This is a genomic window from Pseudomonas sp. KBS0710, from assembly GCF_005938045.2.
In the GTDB taxonomy this organism is placed as follows: domain Bacteria; phylum Pseudomonadota; class Gammaproteobacteria; order Pseudomonadales; family Pseudomonadaceae; genus Aquipseudomonas.
Genome location: NZ_VCCF02000001.1, coordinates 3044982 through 3063199 on the forward strand (window position 1 = coordinate 3044982; position 18218 = coordinate 3063199).

Annotated in this window: 16 protein-coding genes; 3 read left to right on the top strand and 13 right to left on the bottom strand. The window is 59.7% G+C overall.

Going from position 1 to position 18218, the window contains the following annotated elements; genetic code table 11:
* Positions 1–99: 99 nt before the first annotated feature.
* From FFI16_RS13800 to iolC, 13 genes are all read right to left on the bottom strand, one after another.
* Positions 100–1782 (bottom strand): methyl-accepting chemotaxis protein, encoded by a 1683-nt coding sequence (locus FFI16_RS13800; RefSeq protein WP_371923603.1) that lies wholly within the window; start codon positions 1780–1782, stop codon positions 100–102.
* A 96-nt stretch (positions 1783–1878) separates the two neighbouring features.
* Entirely contained in the window at positions 1879–2283 is a 405-nt protein-coding gene (locus tag FFI16_RS13805) for a TraR/DksA C4-type zinc finger protein (RefSeq protein WP_010564800.1), read from the bottom strand.
* Between the two features lie 419 nt (positions 2284–2702).
* Positions 2703–3725, bottom strand: coding sequence for an ABC transporter permease (locus FFI16_RS13810; protein ID WP_138815826.1), 1023 nt, complete (start codon positions 3723–3725; stop codon positions 2703–2705).
* Positions 3726–3756: 31 nt separating this feature from the next.
* Positions 3757–5310, bottom strand: a complete 1554-nt coding sequence (locus FFI16_RS13815; protein WP_138815825.1) for a sugar ABC transporter ATP-binding protein — start codon at positions 5308–5310, stop codon at positions 3757–3759.
* Between the two features lie 65 nt (positions 5311–5375).
* Positions 5376–6305 (bottom strand): sugar ABC transporter substrate-binding protein, encoded by a 930-nt coding sequence (locus FFI16_RS13820; protein ID WP_065931775.1) that lies wholly within the window; start codon positions 6303–6305, stop codon positions 5376–5378.
* Positions 6306–6353: 48 nt separating this feature from the next.
* Complete coding sequence (locus FFI16_RS30495) at positions 6354–6530, bottom strand: hypothetical protein (protein ID WP_178112677.1); 177 nt, start codon at positions 6528–6530, stop codon at positions 6354–6356.
* Positions 6531–6657: 127 nt separating this feature from the next.
* Entirely contained in the window at positions 6658–7686 is a 1029-nt protein-coding gene (locus FFI16_RS13825) for a Gfo/Idh/MocA family oxidoreductase (protein WP_138815824.1), read from the bottom strand.
* 157 nt (positions 7687–7843) lie between these two features.
* Entirely contained in the window at positions 7844–8854 is a 1011-nt protein-coding gene (locus FFI16_RS13830) for a Gfo/Idh/MocA family protein (RefSeq protein ID WP_138815823.1), read from the bottom strand.
* A gap of 18 nt (positions 8855–8872) precedes the next feature.
* Positions 8873–10804 carry a 3D-(3,5/4)-trihydroxycyclohexane-1,2-dione acylhydrolase (decyclizing) gene (gene iolD / locus FFI16_RS13835; protein ID WP_138815822.1) on the bottom strand — a complete coding sequence of 644 codons (1932 nt, stop codon included), beginning with the start codon at positions 10802–10804 and terminating at the stop codon, positions 8873–8875.
* A gap of 149 nt (positions 10805–10953) precedes the next feature.
* Positions 10954–11775: a TIM barrel protein gene (locus tag FFI16_RS13840; protein WP_058421811.1), complete on the bottom strand. Its 822-nt coding sequence runs from the start codon at positions 11773–11775 to the stop codon at positions 10954–10956.
* A gap of 26 nt (positions 11776–11801) precedes the next feature.
* Positions 11802–12590, bottom strand: a complete 789-nt coding sequence (iolB, locus tag FFI16_RS13845) for a 5-deoxy-glucuronate isomerase (protein WP_138815821.1) — start codon at positions 12588–12590, stop codon at positions 11802–11804.
* Positions 12590–13480: a myo-inosose-2 dehydratase gene (gene iolE / locus FFI16_RS13850; RefSeq protein ID WP_138815820.1), complete on the bottom strand. Its 891-nt coding sequence runs from the start codon at positions 13478–13480 to the stop codon at positions 12590–12592. Before iolE ends, iolB begins: the two co-directional genes overlap by 1 nt.
* A 181-nt stretch (positions 13481–13661) precedes the next feature.
* Positions 13662–15599, bottom strand: coding sequence for a 5-dehydro-2-deoxygluconokinase (iolC, locus tag FFI16_RS13855; RefSeq protein WP_138815819.1), 1938 nt, complete (start codon positions 15597–15599; stop codon positions 13662–13664).
* On the opposite strand from iolC, the gene FFI16_RS13860 reads away from it, so the two are divergent.
* The 3 genes from FFI16_RS13860 (at position 15598) to FFI16_RS13870 (ending at position 18183) form a co-directional block, all read left to right on the top strand.
* Positions 15598–15801 (top strand): hypothetical protein, encoded by a 204-nt coding sequence (locus FFI16_RS13860; RefSeq protein ID WP_138815818.1) that lies wholly within the window; start codon positions 15598–15600, stop codon positions 15799–15801. The two genes, iolC and FFI16_RS13860, sit on opposite strands and share 2 nt — an antisense overlap.
* Before the next feature lie 82 nt (positions 15802–15883).
* Positions 15884–16792: a MurR/RpiR family transcriptional regulator gene (locus FFI16_RS13865; protein ID WP_138815817.1), complete on the top strand. Its 909-nt coding sequence runs from the start codon at positions 15884–15886 to the stop codon at positions 16790–16792.
* A gap of 212 nt (positions 16793–17004) precedes the next feature.
* A complete protein-coding gene (locus FFI16_RS13870) occupies positions 17005–18183 on the top strand; it encodes an integrase core domain-containing protein (RefSeq protein WP_138815816.1) in 1179 nt (392 codons plus the stop codon).
* Positions 18184–18218: the final 35 nt, after the last annotated feature.

Sequence of the window (18218 nt, forward strand, 5' to 3'; positions counted from 1 at the left end):
CATTAGTTAGCTACCTAACAATGTTGGCCATGCTACGGTTTTATTCCAGTTGGAAAAAGCTATCCCCGGAATAGCTCCATTGCATAAACAGTAACAATCCTAGTGCGCAGCCTTGGCCCCTTCTGGTTTGTAACCCAGTCGCAAGCCACCCCAATGCCGCCCTTTAACCATGATCGGCACCGACAAATCGTGCATCAGCTCGCCGGTGTCGCGGGTATAGGTCTGCAACAGCACCACTTGTTGATGGCTGCCGCAACGAATGCCGGTACGGTCGTCGAACTTGCGTTTGGTACGGTTCTGCACGGCATCAACCTGCGCATCGCCGGTCAGGGCGTGGGAGAACGCCTTGTTATGCGTGGGCACATAGCCTTGCGGTGTGCAGGCAATCGCGAACACCAGCCCCTCATGGCGCGGCAGCAACGCCTCCTGAATCGCGGGCAGCACCTGGTCGGTGTAGCCATCAAAACGCGTGTGGTATTTGCTCGGTTGTGTATTAGGGATCGGTGTGTAGCTGCGGTCGAACAAGTCTTCCAGGCTGATGCGGTTTTGCAGGATATCGGCTTCGAACTGTTCGCCAATGCGGCTCGCGCCTTCGCGGGCCAGGTCGTAGATGCGCTGGTGATAGTCATCCAGCCCGACTTCGGCCAGGCGCTCGCTGATGGTCTCAGCCTGCCCTTCCATCTGCACGGCGACCTCGGCCAGTTGCCGCGTCTGCTGGTCGCTCACCGACAAATCGCTGCGCATCTGCTCCACGGCATGGAACAGGCTGTCGAGTTGCGCGCGGTTGTTGTCGGTGCCTTGGGCGATCTCGTTGACCTGCCCTTCTACATCCGCGGCCAGGCTGGCGATACTTTCCAATTGTTCACCGGCCTGCTCCACCTGCTCGACACCGATGTGCAGGTCGGTCGACAGTTGGCGAATCTGTTCCACCACCTGAGCGGTGCGCTGTTGAATATCGGCAACCATCACGCCGACCTCATCGGTCGCCGTGGCCGTGCGCCCGGCCAGGCCACGTACTTCATCGGCCACCACCGCAAAGCCACGCCCGTGCTCACCGGCGCGCGCCGCTTCAATGGCGGCGTTCAGCGCGAGCAGGTTGGTCTGGCTGGCAATGGACTGGATCACCAGGGTCACGCGCTGGATCTCTTCACTGCGCTGGCTCAACGCCTCGATCAACTCTCGGCTGGCATTGGCGCGCAGGCTTAGCTGGTGCATGCGGGTGATCGACTGGGCCAGCATTTCGCGCCCTTCAGTGCTGCGCTGATGCGCCTGGCTGGCCGCGCCCAAGGCCTGCCGGCTGAGCTGGGAGGTGACTTGCTCGGTGCCGATCATCACTTCGGCGCTACTGACAATTTGCTGGGCGGCGCTTAATTGCGATTGCACGCGCGCAGCCAGTTGCTTGACCGAATAGGCCACGCCGGCAGCGGAAAGTGCGTTGTGACTGGTGGTGTAGGAAAGATCGCGCGTCAGCTCACCCATCGTATCAATCGCCAGGGACGGCGCGACACGCGGCACTCGGGCTTTGAGCGCAGGCAGCCAGATCACCAGCAAGGCCAGTGGCAGGCACAGGTACAGCGGCAAGCCGGCAAACACCAGGCCCAGCAGGACCAGCACCAGCGCGGTGCTCTGCATAAGCGGCGTCAGCCAGCCGGGCAGCACGCGCACCACCGTTTGCGGTGGCGCTGCTGCGCCCATCAGAGATCCGTCTCCAGCCATCGTTGTTACCCCGCTGTTTGTAGTTATTGTTGCTGCATTAAACGCCACTACTGGGCCATTATCCATGGGCCTTTGGTGGGGGTCTTTGCAGTAGATCAATAGACAGGGGCGTAACCGGTATTTCTCTCGGGCATCACAGGTGCGATGCCCGACTTCAGCGCATCAAGCCTGGCGCTGGTGCTTGTCGATCTGTTCGTGGCGCTCTTGCGCTTCGATGCAGTACTTGGTGGTCGGGCTGATCAGCAGGCGCTTGAGGCCAATCGGCTCGCCGCTGTCATCGCACCAGCCAAAAGAATCTTCCTTGATGCGTTCCAGGGCACGCTCAAGCTGCGGCAGCATGCGCTGGTCGCGATCGATGGCGTTTACCAGCCAGGTGCGCTCTTCTTCCACAGAGGCAGCGTCAGCCGGGTCAGCCGGGGTATCCAGGCTTTCGATGGCGATGCGGTTCTGCTCAATGCGCTCGTGGTGTTCCACTTTCATGTCTTGCAGCAACTGCTCGAAAAAAGCGTGCTGTTCGGCATTCATGTAGTCATCCGCCGGCATGGCCAGCAACTTTTCCTTTGTCATTGATTTCTCTATAAAAAATACGTGCATTAAGGCGAATAAGGGAGCGTTCCGGCAGACCTTCGCAGGCCTCGGAAAGGCGCCGTCCATTTCAAGCGCCACCCGGCACTCAATTTACGAGGGGCGGCAGTCTAAGGCCGGTTTGAGGCGTCAGCAACTGAAAAGACAGGCATTTTTTCCCAATTAACCCCCAAAGGCACCAGGACGGGCTTGGCGAACGGTCATCGGAGTGCGTTTATAGCAAGAAATTCAGTGCTGTGGAGCTATATAGAAGACAAACGGTTAGAACGGTCTGATAAAGACTAACTGTGGGAGCTGGCTTGCCTGCGATTGCATCAACTCGTTAGTCCCCAAGGACCGAGTCGTCTGCATCGCAGGCAAGCCAGCTCCCACACTGGATGGATGTTGCCCGTAACTCGGTATCAGCGCTTGAGCTTGCGTTTGTTGCGGTACTGGTCGATCACCACCGCAATCACGATGATCAAGCCCTTGATGATGTCCTGGATATATGCATCCACCCCCACAAAGGTGAACCCGCTGGCCATCACGCCGAGGATCAGCGCGCCGATCACAGTACCGGTGATGCGCCCTACTCCGCCCGCCAGGCTGGTGCCGCCGATCACCGCCGCCGCAATCGCATCCAGCTCATACGACATGCCCATGCCGGCCTGGCCGGTGGCGGCACGTGCCGAGGCCACCACACCGGCCAGGCCCGCAAGCAAGCCTGCAATGCTGTAGACGATGATCAGGTGGCGCTTGACGTTGATACCCGAGGTACGCGCCGCCTGCATGTTGCCGCCGATGGCGTAGGTGTACTTGCCGTACTTGGTGTAGCGCAGGGCGATATGGAAGATCACCGCCACCACGAGGAAGATGATCACCGGCATCGCACCATGACCGATGGCCGTGTACGAATCCGAGAGCATGCTCACCGGCTGGCCTTCGGTGTAGTAGCGCGCCAAGCCACGGGCCGAGACCATCATGCCCAGGGTCGCAATAAACGGCGGGATGCCGGTCACCGCGATGATACTGCCGTTGATTGCCCCCGCCAGCAGCCCCACACCCAGGCCCATCGCCACCGGAATCCACACGGGCAAGTCAGTCAGGCTGGGAAACACTGCCCGGGAAAAGTCCGAGGTTTGCGCCAAACTGGCGGCGATCATTGCCGATAACGCCAACACCGAGCCAGAAGACAAATCGATACCGGTGGTGATGATCACCTGGGTCACGCCAATCGCCAGCAGGCCGATAATCGACACTTGCAGAATCATCAGCACCAGGCGCTGAGAGTTCATCAAAAAGCTCTGATCGCGCACGATCCAGCCGAACACCTCAAACACCAGGCCGATGCCGATCAACACCAGGAAGATGCTCAGCTCGGTGGGTAAGCGCCGACGGTGCTTGACCGGTGCCGTGGCAGGCTTGTTGTCTGTTATTGCGTTCATAGCCAATCACCTTCTTATTCTGTGCGGTTCGTCAGTGGACTACGGTCATACCGGAAGCCAGCTGCATGACTTTTTCCTGGGTCGCATCGGCGCGGTCCAGGGTGCCCATCAGTTCGCCTTCGTGCATCACCATCACTCGGTCGCTCATGCCCAGCACTTCCGGCAGCTCGGAGGAAATCATGATCACCGCCATGCCTTCGCTGGCGAGGAAGGAAATCAAGCGATAGATCTCGGCCTTGGCGCCCACATCGATGCCGCGTGTCGGCTCATCGAGGATCAGCAGGCGCGGGTTGGTCATCAGCCAGCGCGCCAACAGGGCTTTTTGCTGGTTGCCGCCGGACAGCGTATCGATGCATTGCTCCAGGGACGGGGTTTTCACCCGCAGCTTCTTGCACATGTCTTCGCACAGCGCGCGCAGGGCTTTTTGCTGGATAAAGCCGTTACCCGAGTAATGCGGCAATACGGCCATCTCCATGTTCTCCAGCACCGACAGGCACGGAAACAGGCCACTGAGCTTGCGGTCCTCGGTCAACAGCGCAAAGCCCTTCTCGATGGCCATGTGCGGGTCAGTGATGCGCACCGCTTTGCCGTCGAGGGTAATCTGGCCGCCGGAGCTAGGAGTGATACCAAAAATGGTCTCTGCCACGTTGGTACGCCCCGAGCCCATCAGCCCGGCGATGCCGAGGATTTCACCGGCATGCAGGTCGAACGACACGTCCTTGAACACGCCGTCCAGGCTCAAGTCGCGCACCGACAACAGTAAATCGCCGATGGGCGTCTCGCGCACCGGGAACAACTGGCTCAGTTCGCGGCCGACCATCATCGAGATCAGGCTGTCGCTGTTCATGCTGTCGGCACGCTGCAGGCCGATGTACTGGCCGTCACGGAACACCGCCACTTCATCGGCGATAGCAAACACTTCGTTCATTTTGTGCGTGATGTAGACAATGCCTTTGCCCTGGGACTTGAGGTCGGCAATGATCGAAAACAGGTGGGCCACTTCCTTCTCGGTAATGGCTGACGTCGGTTCATCCATGATCAGGATGTCGGAGTCGTAGGACACCGCCTTGGCAATCTCGACCATCTGCCGCTCGGCGATGCTCAGGTTGCCGACGTGTTCTTCCGGGTCCAGGTTGATGCGCAATCGGGCCAGTAACTCGGCAGTGCAGCGGTGCATCTCGCGGTGGTTGACCATGTGCAGGCTGTTGAGCTGCTCGCGGCCGATCCAAATGTTTTCGGCGATGCTCATGTGCGGCATCAGGTTGAGCTCCTGGTGGATCATCGCGATCCCGGCCTTCTGCGCCGCCAGCGGTGTTTCAAACACGATCGGCTTGCCGCGCAGGCGGATTTCCCCGGCGTCGGGCTGGTAGATGCCGGCGATGATTTTCATCAACGTCGACTTGCCCGCACCGTTCTCGCCCATCAGCGCGAGCACCGAGCCGGGGCGCACGCGCAGTTGCACATCGGCCAGGGCCACGACGCCGGGAAAGCCTTTGCTGATGTTGACGATTTCCAGCAGGTAGGGTTCTTCCAGCAGCGCGGGCTGGAGACCGGGAGGCTGCGAGACAGTGGCTTGAGCGAGCATAGAAAAGTACCTCGACTGCAGGGCGACCGTGGCCGCCCTGCCGGCTTATTGTTGTTGTGTGCGGGCTACTTGAAGTCTTTGACGTTGTCCGGCGTGATCAGCTGGAACGGGATCACCACGTTCTGCTCGATGGGCTCGTTTTTAGCCATCTTGCGCGCAGTCTCCACCGACTTGTCGGCCTGGCCCTTGGCATCCTGGAAGGCCGACACGGTCATGTCGCCCTTGGTGATCGCATTGAGGCCGTCCGGCGTGCCGTCGACGCCGGCGATCAGCACGCCTTTTTTGCCCGCCGACTTCAGCGCCATGGATGCACCAATGGCCATCTCGTCATTGTTGGCCAGTACCGCGTCAAAATCGCGGCCCTGGGTAAGCCAGTCGTTGACCAGGGTCATGCCCTTGTCACGCAACCAGATGCCGGTCTGTTCCTGCTCGATCTTGATGCCCGGGTACTTGGTCAGAACTTCCTTCACGCCCTTGGTGCGGTTGGTGGTGGAGTTGTTCGCCAGGTCGCCCAGCAGAATCACAATGTTGCCCTTGCCGCCGAGTTTTTCGGCGATGTATTGCATTTGCAGTTTGCCGGCTTCGACGTCATCGGAGACCACCGCAGCCACGCCTGGGGCCAGGGTTGGGCTATCCGGGCGGCGGTTGACGAACACCAGCGGGATTTTCGCCGCGGTGGCGGCCTTGATGATGTTGGCCGTCGACGCGGTGTCCACCGGGTTGACGATAATCGCGTCGACCTTTTGGCTGATGAAGTTCTCGACCTGGCTCAGTTGTTTCACCACGTCGGCGCGGGCGTCTTCAAACTGCAATTGCACTCCGTCGCCCTTGGGATAGGACTTGGCTTGCTTGTCCATGTCTTCACGCAGGTAGGTCAGGAAGGTGTCATCGAAGGCGGACATGGTCACGCCAATCTTGAGGTCGGCGGCTGAGGCAAAACCACTGGCCAGCAACATCGACAGGGCCAGCGCGGTAAAACGGATCGGGGTCTTCATGAACGGTCTGTCTCCACTTTCTTGTTGGTTTTTTGGACGTTGCGTTTATCAGCGTTCGGCGGGCAATCGAACCACCGGTGCCCCAGGGATGCAGCAGACCAGCGCGCCGTGGTTTTCGACGCACAGCACATTAAGGAAGGAGAAGTAGAACGGCCGGGCGCGGGGCAGACCGCGTGGCGTGTGGGCAGGGCGTAAAACTCGCAGTACAGCGTTGAAGATTTTCATCTGACGGTACCTGGTTGTTTTTGATCTTGTTTTTGTTGAGCCGTGCGAATCGAGTCCGAACGTACTTTATGCAACCTGGAAAAGACTTTATTAGAAAATAATTTCCATATCAACCTGTTTTAGAATTTTATTCTATTTTTGTCGAAACCACCTGCTGGCGCTCGGCGCTGAGGCGTGCGGCGTCCAATATACGGGTGGTTTCCAGCGCATCATAGGCACTTACCGGCAGCGGCCCCTGCCCTTGCACAGCCAGCTGCAACTGGCGATAGAACTGGGTCCAGCAGCCCTTCTCGGAGGGCACGCGCTCGCGCTCCTGGCCTTGCTCGAACCAACCCCAGCGTCGATGCTCCTCGGCGCCCCAGTGCTCGCCTTCGGTTTTCGGTGACTTGCCAGCCATCAATGCGTCTTCCTGGCCGTCCAGCCCATCGACGGTGTAACACCCCTGCGTGCCACTGACGCGAAAACGCGGCGCCTGGCTGTTTTGCAGGGCACTGCCCCACAGGTGCGAAATCACGCCATTGGCGTGAGTGAGGGAAACAAAAAAACCATGGTCGAGGGTCGGGTGTTCGGGGCTGAACTGCAATTGCGCAAACACCCGATCCACCGGGCCGAACAATTGCAGCGCCTGGTCCACCAAGTGGCTGCCCAGGTCACGCAACCAGCCGCCGCCGCTGGCGTTGCCGACGGCCTGCGGGCTGTAGCGCTCGACACGGGATTCAAAGCGCGTGATCTCACCCAGGGCACCGGCGTCGATCAGCTTGCGCAGGGTCAGGTAATCCGAATCCCAGCGGCGGTTCTGATAGACGCTGAGCAGTGAGCCCTGGCGTTCGGCGGCGGTGATCAGCGCCTGGGCCTGTTCGGCGTTACTGGCGAAGGGTTTGTCGCTGACCACCGCCACGCCGTGTTCGATGGCTTCCAGCACCAGGGCCGGGCGGCCTTTGAGGGTGGTGGAGATCACCAGCGCATCCACGCCGGCCTCGACGATCTGGCCAATGCTGTCAAAAGCTTTTACGCCGGGAAGGTCGCTGCTCAACTGTTGGCGGCGCTCCGCTGAACGGGTCACCACGCCAACAAAAGTCGCACCGGCTAAGGTTGCAATCAGCGGCGCATGAAAGAAGCGCCCTCCGTGACCGTAGCCGACTAGTCCGATTCGCATAGTTCACTCCTTAATATGAAGTGCAAACCCAATCAAAAATGTGGGAGCGGGCTTGCTCGCGAATGCGGTGTATCAGTTAAAGCACTTGTATCTGACATACCGCATTCGCGAGCAAGCCCGCTCCCACACTGACTGCATTCCACCTGACAGATTGTGACTAGCCGTAGAAGTGCGGACGCTCCGGCAAGCTCACCTTCACAATCTGCTCACTGTTTTGCGCCTCGATGCACGCATCCGCCGCCACCGCCGCTGCAAAACCATCCCACGCCGACGGCCCGCCGACCTGCCCGGCACGCACGCTGTCGATAAACGCCTGCAATTCCACGTCGTAAGCCCCGATAAACCGGTCCTTCCAGTCCATCAAAATGGCGTTCGACAGCTTAGCGCCACTGCGCATTTGCACCTGCGAAGGCTCCGGCAGTTTGGCGATGCCGGTCTCCCCCACCACTTCACACTGGATGTCGTAGCCGTACTGGCAGTTCACAAACACTTCCACATCGATGCGCGTGCCCTTGGCGGTTTCCAGCAGCACGATCTGCGGGTCGCGCAGGTGGGCCAGGGCTTTGCTCGATTTGCGCGGGAACACCACTTGCACCGACACATAGTCGTCATTGAGCAGCCAACGCAACACATCCAGCTCGTGGATCAAGGTGTCGGTGATCGCCATATCGGTCTTGTAGTTCTCGCCCACCGTCGGGTTGCGGTGTGCGCAATGCAGCATCAGCGGCTCGCCGATCTGGCCACTGTCGATCACGGCCTTGAGGGCGCGATAACCTTCGTCATACGGGCGCATAAAGCCCACTTGCACCAGGCGCTTGCCGTAGGCCACTTCGGCGTCGACAATCTTGCGGCAGCCCTGCGCGGTCACCGCCAGCGGTTTTTCGCAGAACACTGGCTTGCCGGCGGCGATGGCGGCCAGTACGAACTCTTCGTGGCTCGGCCCCCAGGACGTGACGAGAATGGCTTCGACCTGCGGCGAGTTGATCAGCGCATGGCCATCGGCATAGACCTCAGCGGTCAGCTTCAAATCAGCGACGACCTTGGCGGCTTGCTCAAGGTTGATGTCGGTTACCGCCACCACCTGGCTATTGAGCAAGGTCTGGCTGCAACGACGGATATGGTCACGGCCGATAGCGCCAGTGCCAATCACTCCAAGCTTTAACGACATACACAACTCCTCTTGTTATTAGTACTGCCGGGCCTTGGCCAGCTGTTCATTGAGTTTTTTCGCGGCTGCGTTCGTGCGTTCACTGGTGGATACTTGCGCCACGCCCACCCGCCACCACGACAAGTAGCCGTGGACCATGGTCTTGGGCAGTACCTTGATATCGATTAGCGTGGACACCGTTTGCGTGCGCGCATCGGCCAGCGCCGCCTGGAGCTGTTCCACGCTGCTGACCTTGTAGGTCTTGCAGCCATAGGCCGCCGCGCTCATGGCGAAATCCACCGGCACCAGCCCGCCGTCGAGCTTGCCGCTCTCGGGGTTACGAAAGCGGAACTCGGTGCCGAAGCTGTCCATGCCGTTGCCGATCTGCAGGTTGTTGATGCAACCGAAGGCCATGTTGTCGAGCAACACCACGTTGATCTTGCGTCGCTCCTGGATCGAGGTGGCCAGCTCCGAGTGCAGCATCATGTAGGAGCCGTCGCCGACCAGCGCATACACCTCTTTGCTCGGCTCGGCCAGCTTCACACCGAGGGCGGCGTTGATCTCGTAGCCCATGCACGAATAGCCATATTCGACGTGGTAGGTGTTGACGCCCTTGCTGCGCCAGGCGCGTTGCAAATCGCCGGGCAGGCTGCCGGCGGCGGCAACGATGATCGCGTCGTCGGCCAGGGTGTCGTTCAACACGCCAAGCACACGGCTCTGGGTCAGGCACGAACCGGTCAGTTCGATAAATTCGCGTAATACGGCGCGGTCCAGGTGGTCATCCACCTCCGGCACAAAATCGTCGCCGTGGTATTCCACCTGGTGCACGCGATCCACTTCCGCGTCCAACCGCGCCTTGGCATCGTGGACCTGCTCGCCCCAGCCCGCGCGGTAATCGCCCAAGGCGTCAGCCAACGCTTCAAGGGCAACCTGCGCATCGGCCAGTACTTGTACGCCATCGAGTTTCAACGCATCGCACGGGCTGATATTGAGGTTGAGAAACTTAACCTCGGCATGTTTGAACAGCGACTTTGACGAGGTGGTGAAATCGGTATAACGCGTGCCGATGCCAATGATCAGGTCCGCCTCGGGCGCCAACAGGTTCGCCGCCAGACAGCCGGTTTCACCGATGCCGCCCAGGTTCAGCGGGTGGCTGGACACCACCGCACTCTTGCCCGCCTGGGTTTCGGCGAAGGGAATCTCAAAACGCTCGGCAAACGCTTGCAGCGCGGCATTCGCGCCGGAGTACTTCACCCCGCCACCACAGATAATCAGCGGCTTGCGCTTGCCCCGGAAGGCCGCCAGCGCATCGCCGATCATCGCCGCCGTGGCGGGGCGCCGCTCGATGCGGTGCACGCGTTTTTGCAGGAAATAATCCGGGTAGTCCCAGGCTTCGGCCTGCACGTCCTGCGGCAGCGCCAGGGTCACGGCGCCGGTTTCCGCCGGGTCTGTGAGCACGCGCATGGCATGGATCGCCGCCGTCATCAGTTGTTCAGGGCGGTTGATACGGTCCCAGTACTTGCTCACGGAACGGAAGGCATCGTTGGTGCTGATGCTCAGGTCGTGGAATTGCTCGATCTGCTGCAACACCGGGTCCGGCTGGCGGCTGGCGTACACATCACCGGGCAACAGCAGCAGCGGGATACGGTTGGCCGTGGCGGTGGCGGCAGCGGTGAGCATATTCGCCGCGCCGGGGCCTACCGAGGCGGTGCATGCGTAGATCTTGCGACGCAAATGCTGCTTGGCGAAACCGATGGCAGCGTGGGCCATACCTTGCTCGTTACGGCCCTGATGCACCACCAGGTCGCCGCTGTCCTGCTCCAGCGCCTGCCCCAGGCCCAGCACATTACCGTGGCCGAAAATCGTGAATACACCGGCGACAAACTTGCTCTGCACGCCATCGACTTCGATGTATTGGTTGTCCAGGAACTTCACCAGGGCCTGGGCCATGGTCAGTCTTGTTGTGGTCATCACTTGCACCTTGTGTGAATGCAATTGGGTTGATTAACACTGCTTCAATGTGGGAGCTGGCTTGCCTGCGATGGCGGCGTGTCAGGCGACAAATATATGTCTGGCAGACCGCTATCGCAGGCAAGCCAGCTCCCACAGGTTAATCGGCGTCAGGTTCGGGGGTTTTGCAGGTGGGCGATACTGGCCCCAATGGCCTGCTGGATATCCGCCAACCCATGCACACTCTCGGCAAACGGCTCAAACGACAGGTAACCGCCGTACCCGCTGCTGAGCAAGGTGTCGATCTGCGCCGCGTTGCCGAGGATATCGCCCTCGCCCACCAGCACGCGGTGGCCGTCACGAATCGAATTGAGCGGCGCTTCGGCGTCTTCTACGCCAGAGATATGCACCAGCCCGGTCAGTTGCGGGAAGAACTCCTGCTCGCTGGCCAGGTGGTGGTGAAAGGTGTCGTGCACCAGGCGGAACACATCCAGGCCGCCAATCGACTGAATTGCATCCACCGCCACACGTTTGCGGCGCAGGGCACATTCTTCAAAGCCCAGCGGTTCGATAAACCCGAGGATGCCGTACTCGCGCAGGATCGGCGCCAGCTCGCTCAGCGCCGTGCGCAACCCGGCGGCACGCTGGGCTTCGTTGCGGGTGTCGCCGCGTTCATTGAGCGGGCACATCACCAAGCCTTGCGCGCCGCATTCACGGGCATAAGTGGCCAGTTTGATGGCCTGGGCACGACGCTCGTCATTCCATACGTCAAACGGGTACAACGCATTGATCGACAGCACCGTGATGCCCTGCACCGCGCACAATTCACGTACGCGGCTGGCCGGGGTGCCGTATTCGATTTCATGGCCTTTCAGGTCGTTGCGAATCTCGATGGCATCGCACTTGAGGGCCGCGGCCAACTGGATAAAGTCCGGCAGGGACAGGTTGGGTGCGACCATGCGGTTAAGGGCAAAACGTAGCGGCGACTTCATTGTTGTTGTTCTCCGTCCAAAACCGTTTAGAGGTCCAGCAGCCAGCTGTGCTGCGGGTCGTTATGAAAATGCCAGGCGCGTTTTGGCCCGGCCATCACGTTGAGGTAATACGATTCGTAGCCATACGGCACACTGACCGGGTGATACCCCTTGGGCACCACCACCAGGTCGCTGTTTTCCACGGCCATGGCCTGGTCGATGCTGCGATCGTCGGTGTACACGCGCTGGAACACGAAGCCCTGCGGCGGGTTGATCTGGTGGTAATAGGTTTCTTCCAGAAAGCTCTGGTGCGGCAGGTCGTCGGTGTCGTGCTTGTGCGGCGGGTAGCTCGACGAGTGCCCGGACGGCGTGCGTACTTCCACCACCAGCAGCGAATGGGCCGGCTCGCTGTCAGGCAGGATGTCGCACACGTAGCGGGTGTTGGCGCCTTTGCCGCGCACGCTGCGCTTGCAGTGTTCGGGGCGAATCAGGCGCGGTTCAAAGCCCGGCGCACCGGGCGCGGCGCAGACGGCGATCTGCACATCGCTCAAGGCGCTAATCTGCGCATCGGTGCCTGGCGGCAGGTACGCAGCGAAGGGGGATTTGTCTTCGAACACCGACTGGCGGTCGCCGAGGTTCTGCCAGTTGAAGCCTTCGCCTTCTATATTGACGCGACCGCTGAGCAACACCAGGCACAGCTCTTGATCCCCGGCGGTGACCGGCAGGGTTTCGCCCAGGCTCAAGCGATAGGCGGCAAAGCCCACATACTCCAGGCGCCCGTCTTCGAGGGCCACCATGGTTTGCCCGCGTTTGCTGCTTTTGACCAACAAGCTCATCACTTTGTCCTCTCGTTGAGCAGCGCGCGCAAGGTGTCATAGCCTTTTTTGGCATAGAGGTAGCTGGGCGCCACGGCCGGGTCCTGTTCGGCTTCGACCACCAGCCAGCCCTTGTAGTGGGCAGCCAACAGCACATCGAGCAGTTCGGCGAAATCGATGTCGCCATCGCCAGGCACAGTGAAAGTGCCGTTGACGATGCAGTCAGGGAAGCTCCACATCTGGTTGCGCGCCAGTTGCACCACCGGCTTGCGCACGTCCTTGAAATGCACGTGGCAGACGCGCTCGATGTGTTTGCGCAGAACCTCGATGGGTTCGCCGCCGCCCATATAGCAATGGCCCGAATCAAACAGCAGGCCGACTTCCGGGCCGGTGCGGCTCATCAGCTGGTCAATGTCTTCAGGGGATTCGACGTAGGCGCCCATATGGTGGTGATACGCCAGGCGCACGCCTTGGGACAGGGTGAAACGCGCCAGCACCGTGAGCTTGTCGGCGTATTCCTGCCAGGCGTGCTCGCTGTGAAAACGCGGGCGTTCGATCAGGCGCACTTTCGAGCCCTGGATCGAGTCGGCGACTTCGCCGTACACCAGCACGTTGGCGCCATTAAGCTTGAGCAACTCGACATGCCCGGCGATGGCTTCGATTTCTTCGGCCACCGAACGCCGCGCCAGGCGGCTGGAATACCAGCCGGAGACCAGCGCCAGGTCATAAGGGCGCAACACATCACCGACGCCCTTGGCGTCTTTGGGGAACTTGCCGTTGAGTTCGAAACCTTCGTAGCCGATTTCCTTGCCTTCGCTGAGCGCTGTGCTCAGCGGCGTTTCACCGCCCAGGGCCGGCAGGTCGTCGTTGCTCCAGGAGATCGGGTTGATGCCAATTCGGATTGCGGGCATGGCTGCACCTTTTGTTTTTATCTGACTTAAGCCTGATTAGATCTGCTCTATGTGGGAGCGGGCTTGTGTGGGAGCTAGCTTGCCTGCGATGGCATCACCGCGGTTTCATTGCTAGACCGAGGCGATACCATCGCGGGCAAGCCCGGCTCCCACACAAAGCTGCTCCCACATTTGACTGCGTTTAATTTCTGGAACTGCGCCAGGCATTGATGAGCTGTTCGAACGTGCCCTGCACCTGCTCAATCAACCCTTCATCATCAATTTCCCCCGCCATCCACGCACGGCTGGGCTCCTGGAAGATCGTGCGGCCCACCGCGAACCCTCGGCAGGTAGTGCTTTGACTGGCTTGCTGAAAGCCATCGGCCAGAAACTGCGCCGACGCATTCAGGCCCAGCAGCACCACACCCCGGCAGTACGGGTCACGCTCGTGGATCAGTTCGTCGAGCTTTTTCCAGTCTTCGGCCGACTGCGCCTCGATCTTCCACCACGCAGGATATATACCCAGGTTGTACAGGCGCTTGAGGCTGCGATAGAGCACATCAGGATAGGTCGACGGGTGATCCTTGGGCGGCACGACTTCCAGCAGCAGTTCATGGCCGCTGACCAGGGAAGCCTCGTAGACCGCCTTGAGCTGCGCCTCTTGCTCCAGGCGCAGCATCGGCTCGTCGTCCGGGTGGAACTGCACCAGGCACTTGATGATTTGCTCCTGGGGCCAGGCGATCAGGTTGCTGCCCACCGAGCGGCCGTGTTCAAACGCCAAAGGGCGCGAGTTCTGCACCTCCACTGGCCGGGCGATCCACCAACCGCGGCCGCTGGCGGTATTCAGTGCGTCCTGGCCGAAGCGCTGGTCGGCCAGCAGGCCCACATCGGCTTCGATGCCCTGCTGCGCCAGCTTGGTTTCCACACGTTCGATGGCCTGGATAAACAGCTGCTTGATGTCGCTGATGCGGGTCAGGTCCTGGCCGCCTTTTTGTGCAAGGTCCACCAGCTGCCAGCGGTGGTCGAAGGCAAACACAAACAGCTGTTTCCAGGTTTTGCGCGGCACCGTGACGCGGTGCAGGCGTTGCAGGGTTACGTCTTGATCCGGCCGGGTGATGGGCACCGGGCTGTTGAACAGGTAATCCAGTTCGGCCGGCGTCGGCATGGCGGGCGCGCAAGCATGGCGGGACACGACAAGCCCGCCGCAAGCGTTGGCCAATTGGCTGCAGCGCTCATCGCTGGCGTCATTGATCCAGCCGCTGAGAAAGCCGGACATGAAGGCGTCACCGGCACCCAGCACATTGAGCACTTCAACCCGCACGCCGGGGTAAATCGCGCCGTCTTCCAGGCGTGCCGGGATGGCGCCGTGAATCACCGTGCAACCTTGCGGGCCGAGCTTGACCACCAGGGTCGCCGGGGTCAGTTCACGCACAGTGCGCAACGCCGTCAGCAGGTCTTCACTGCCACCGGCGATCAAGAACTCTTCCTCAGTGCCGACGATCAGGTCGAAACGCGGCAGGATGTTTTGCACATGCTGGCTGACGTTCTGATCGGCGACAAACCGCGTTTCGCCATCCGCCTTGCCCGCCAGGCCCCACAGCACCGGGCGGTAGTCGATATCCAGTACACGCTTGACGTTGTGCTTGGCCGCGTAATCCAGCGCCTGGATGCTGGCCTTGTACACGCCATCGGTGGAGAAGTGTGTGCCGGTGATCAGCAAGGCTTTGCTGGAAGCGATAAAGGCTTCGCTGATGTCTTCGGCGCGCAGGGCCATGTCGGCGCAGTTTTCGCGGTAGAACACCAGGGGGAAGGTTTCGCGGTCTTTAAGCCCCAGCAATACCAGGGCGGTGAGGCGTTCCGGGTCGACCTTGATGCCGCTCACGTCACAGCCTTCACGGGCCAGGGATTCGAGCAGGAAGCGGCCCATATGGTCATCGCCCACGCGGCTTAACATCGCCGACTTGAGGCCCAGCCGCGCCGTGCCGAAGGCGATGTTGGCGGAGGAACCGCCGAGGTACTTGGCAAAGCTGGACACGTCCTCAAGCCGCGCACCGACTTGCTGTGCATAGAGGTCGACGCCCAGGCGCCCGAGGCAAATCAGATCCAATTGACGCCCACTGGCAAAACGAGTCTGGCCCATGCTGGCTCCTGTTATTTTTATCAGCCTGCGTGGTGCCGCCGTGGTGACGGCACACGCTCTTGGTGCAAGCAGACTAGAACGTCCAGCGGCGGCAATCAATATTTATTCCATAATTATTTTTAGTGGAATATTTTTTCCAATAAGCCAGCATAATGGCATCCCAGCCGCCGTGCATCGTTTCAGCAGCCCACGGGCGCCGTGATGCCGAGGTATTTTTTTGCGCCTACCCTGTAGACTTGCGCCACCCATCAGCGCATCAGACGAACACGCCAGAAGGATTGCCCATGTCCCGCACCGATCCCGAGACCACCCTGGAAGATACGGTCGCCAGCCCTCCGATCAATGCCGAACGCCTGTTGCAGCTGATCACGGACGAATACGAAAGCCTGCCGCGCCAGCTCAAACGCATTGCCAGCTACATGAGCCAGCAGAGCGACCGCATCATGGTCGACCGCATCAGCGACATCGCCCGCGAATGCGAAGTGCACCCTTCGGCCATTGTGCGGTTCTCCCAGCGCTTCGGTTTCAGTGGGTTCAGCGAGATGCAGGCGCTGTTTCGCGAGGCCTACACCCACAAGACCACGCCGGTGCAGAACTACCAGCAGCGCATCCGCAGCATGATCGCCAACAAGTCGCAGAAGGCCAGTGGCGGCGACCTGGCGCGTGAGTGCGTGAACGCCACCCTCTCCGGCATCGAGCGTCTGGGGTTGGAGCTGGATGATGTGGCATTCGAGAAGGCGGTGGACCTGGTGGTCAATGCCGACAATATCTACGTAGTGGGCGTGCGCCGTTCGTTTGCCGTGGCCGATTACCTGGTCTACAACCTGCAGCACACCAACAAGCGCATCCACCTGATCTCGGGCCTGGGCGGCAGTTATCGCGAACAGATGCGCAGCGTGCGTGCCAACGACCTGGTGATTGCGATCAGCTTTACGCCCTACGGCAAAGAGACCCAGCATTGCCTGCGCATCGCCCAGCATCATCAGGCCAAGACCCTGATCATCACCGACAGCAACCTGTCGCCCCTGGCCAAACGGGCGAACGCGGTGCTGTTGGTGAATGAGGGGTCGTCGTTTGCCTTCCGCTCCTTGAGCGCGACGTTGTGCCTGTGCCAGGCGTTGTTTATTGCCGTGGCGTATCGGTTGGAATTGAAGGTGGATGAGATTCATGAGCAGGTCGGGTTTGACGACTGACCGGGTAATACTGTGATTCTTTTGGTGTACATATCCGTTATTTGGGTGATGGCGGCTTAGGGTTCCGCCCTGACGGCGGCTCACTTTTGGAAAGACCCAAAAGTAAGCAAAAGGTCTTCGCCGGTATGACTCACCCACATGGGTTACAAATCAGTTCACGCACATAGGTAACAGTTTTTAACTGGCAGGGTCGATTTCGTGAGGATCTGACCATGCCCTGGAAAGAGCTGAAACCTATGGACCTCAAAGTGATGTTTGTCGCTGAATATCTGACTGGAAAACACAGCCTTAGCCAGCTATGTCGAGACTATGAAATCAGCCGAAAGACCGGCTACAAGTGGGTCGAGCGATACAAAGCAGAAGGCCCCAGTGGGCTTGATGAGCGTAGTCGTCGTCGGCACCACCAGACTTATGTGGTGCCTTTGGCGGTAAAGCAGGCGATTATCGAACTTCGTTCTATAGGCGAGACAATCCCTGGTCCGAAAAAAATCCAGAGTGATCTGATAAAGCGCTTTCCGGGCCAGGATCCGCCCTCGAAAACGACTATTTATAACATCCTCAAAGCAGCTGATCTGATCACGCCTCGACCCTTGCGGCCAAGAGTTGCTGTCTATCCAAAACCGTTACGCAAGGCAGATGTGCCTAACCAGCTTTTCAGTGCTGACTACAAAGGCCAGTACCTGACAGGAGCGGGCGTATGGTGTTATCCGCTAACAATCATGGACCATGCCAGTCGTTTCTTGCTTGCCTGTCAGAGCATGCCCAGCACCAATTTCAAGGAGACCCAGGAGACGTTCGAACGGGTGTTTCGCGAGTATGGTTTGCCTGAGCGGATCCGTACTGACAACGGAGTGCCGTTTGCCAGCACAGGCCGTGGAGGGCTGTCACAGTTGTCGATCTGGTGGCTACGGCTGGGGATCATTCCAGAGCGTATCGAGCCCGGTCGGCCAGACCAAAATGGCCGGCACGAGCGTATGCACCGAACACTGAAAAGTACTTTGCCCAATCCACCTGCGGTTGCTTGGGAGTCTCAGCAGAAACACTTTGATCGTTTCATACAGCACTACAATTACGAGCGAGGGCATGAAGCGCTGAGCCAGAAAACACCGGCTTCATGCTATTCACCTTCACCTCGAGCCTATCCTGAGAAACTGCCGGAGATGGGTTATGCAAGTCATATTGAGTGTTACCGGACTGACTCAAACGGGATGATTTATCGGTCAGGTCTGCGGATTTATGTGGGGCATTTACTGAAATACCAGACTATTGGAATGGAGATGCTGAGCGACGATGTGTGGGCTGTTATTTTCGGCCCAGTGATCCTCGGTCAAGTGGATGCAAGAAAAGCAGACAAGGACGGCTATATTTCACTCAAAGTGTTACCTATGTGAATGCACTTTTGTGTAACCCATGTGGTTGTCCCGTA

What these genes read in the sequence shown, in the direction of transcription:
- FFI16_RS13830 (WP_138815823.1), bottom strand. Translation starts at nt 8,854, where the DNA reads ATGTCGTTAAAGCTTGGAGTGATTGGCACTGGCGCTATCGGCCGTGAC.
- iolB (WP_138815821.1), bottom strand. Translation starts at nt 12,590, where the DNA reads ATGAGCTTGTTGGTCAAAAGCAGCAAACGCGGGCAAACCATGGTGGCC.
- FFI16_RS13805 (WP_010564800.1), bottom strand. Translation starts at nt 2,283, where the DNA reads ATGACAAAGGAAAAGTTGCTGGCCATGCCGGCGGATGACTACATGAAT.
- FFI16_RS13865 (WP_138815817.1), top strand. Translation starts at nt 15,884, where the DNA reads ATGTCCCGCACCGATCCCGAGACCACCCTGGAAGATACGGTCGCCAGC.
- FFI16_RS13820 (WP_065931775.1), bottom strand. Translation starts at nt 6,305, where the DNA reads ATGAAGACCCCGATCCGTTTTACCGCGCTGGCCCTGTCGATGTTGCTG.
- iolD (WP_138815822.1), bottom strand. Translation starts at nt 10,804, where the DNA reads ATGACCACAACAAGACTGACCATGGCCCAGGCCCTGGTGAAGTTCCTG.
- FFI16_RS30495 (WP_178112677.1), bottom strand. Translation starts at nt 6,530, where the DNA reads ATGAAAATCTTCAACGCTGTACTGCGAGTTTTACGCCCTGCCCACACG.
- FFI16_RS13860 (WP_138815818.1), top strand. Translation starts at nt 15,598, where the DNA reads ATGCTGGCTCCTGTTATTTTTATCAGCCTGCGTGGTGCCGCCGTGGTG.
- FFI16_RS13815 (WP_138815825.1), bottom strand. Translation starts at nt 5,310, where the DNA reads ATGCTCGCTCAAGCCACTGTCTCGCAGCCTCCCGGTCTCCAGCCCGCG.
- FFI16_RS13825 (WP_138815824.1), bottom strand. Translation starts at nt 7,686, where the DNA reads ATGCGAATCGGACTAGTCGGCTACGGTCACGGAGGGCGCTTCTTTCAT.
- FFI16_RS13800 (WP_371923603.1), bottom strand. Translation starts at nt 1,782, where the DNA reads ATGGATAATGGCCCAGTAGTGGCGTTTAATGCAGCAACAATAACTACA.
- iolC (WP_138815819.1), bottom strand. Translation starts at nt 15,599, where the DNA reads ATGGGCCAGACTCGTTTTGCCAGTGGGCGTCAATTGGATCTGATTTGC.
- iolE (WP_138815820.1), bottom strand. Translation starts at nt 13,480, where the DNA reads ATGCCCGCAATCCGAATTGGCATCAACCCGATCTCCTGGAGCAACGAC.
- FFI16_RS13870 (WP_138815816.1), top strand. Translation starts at nt 17,005, where the DNA reads ATGCCCTGGAAAGAGCTGAAACCTATGGACCTCAAAGTGATGTTTGTC.
- FFI16_RS13810 (WP_138815826.1), bottom strand. Translation starts at nt 3,725, where the DNA reads ATGAACGCAATAACAGACAACAAGCCTGCCACGGCACCGGTCAAGCAC.
- FFI16_RS13840 (WP_058421811.1), bottom strand. Translation starts at nt 11,775, where the DNA reads ATGAAGTCGCCGCTACGTTTTGCCCTTAACCGCATGGTCGCACCCAAC.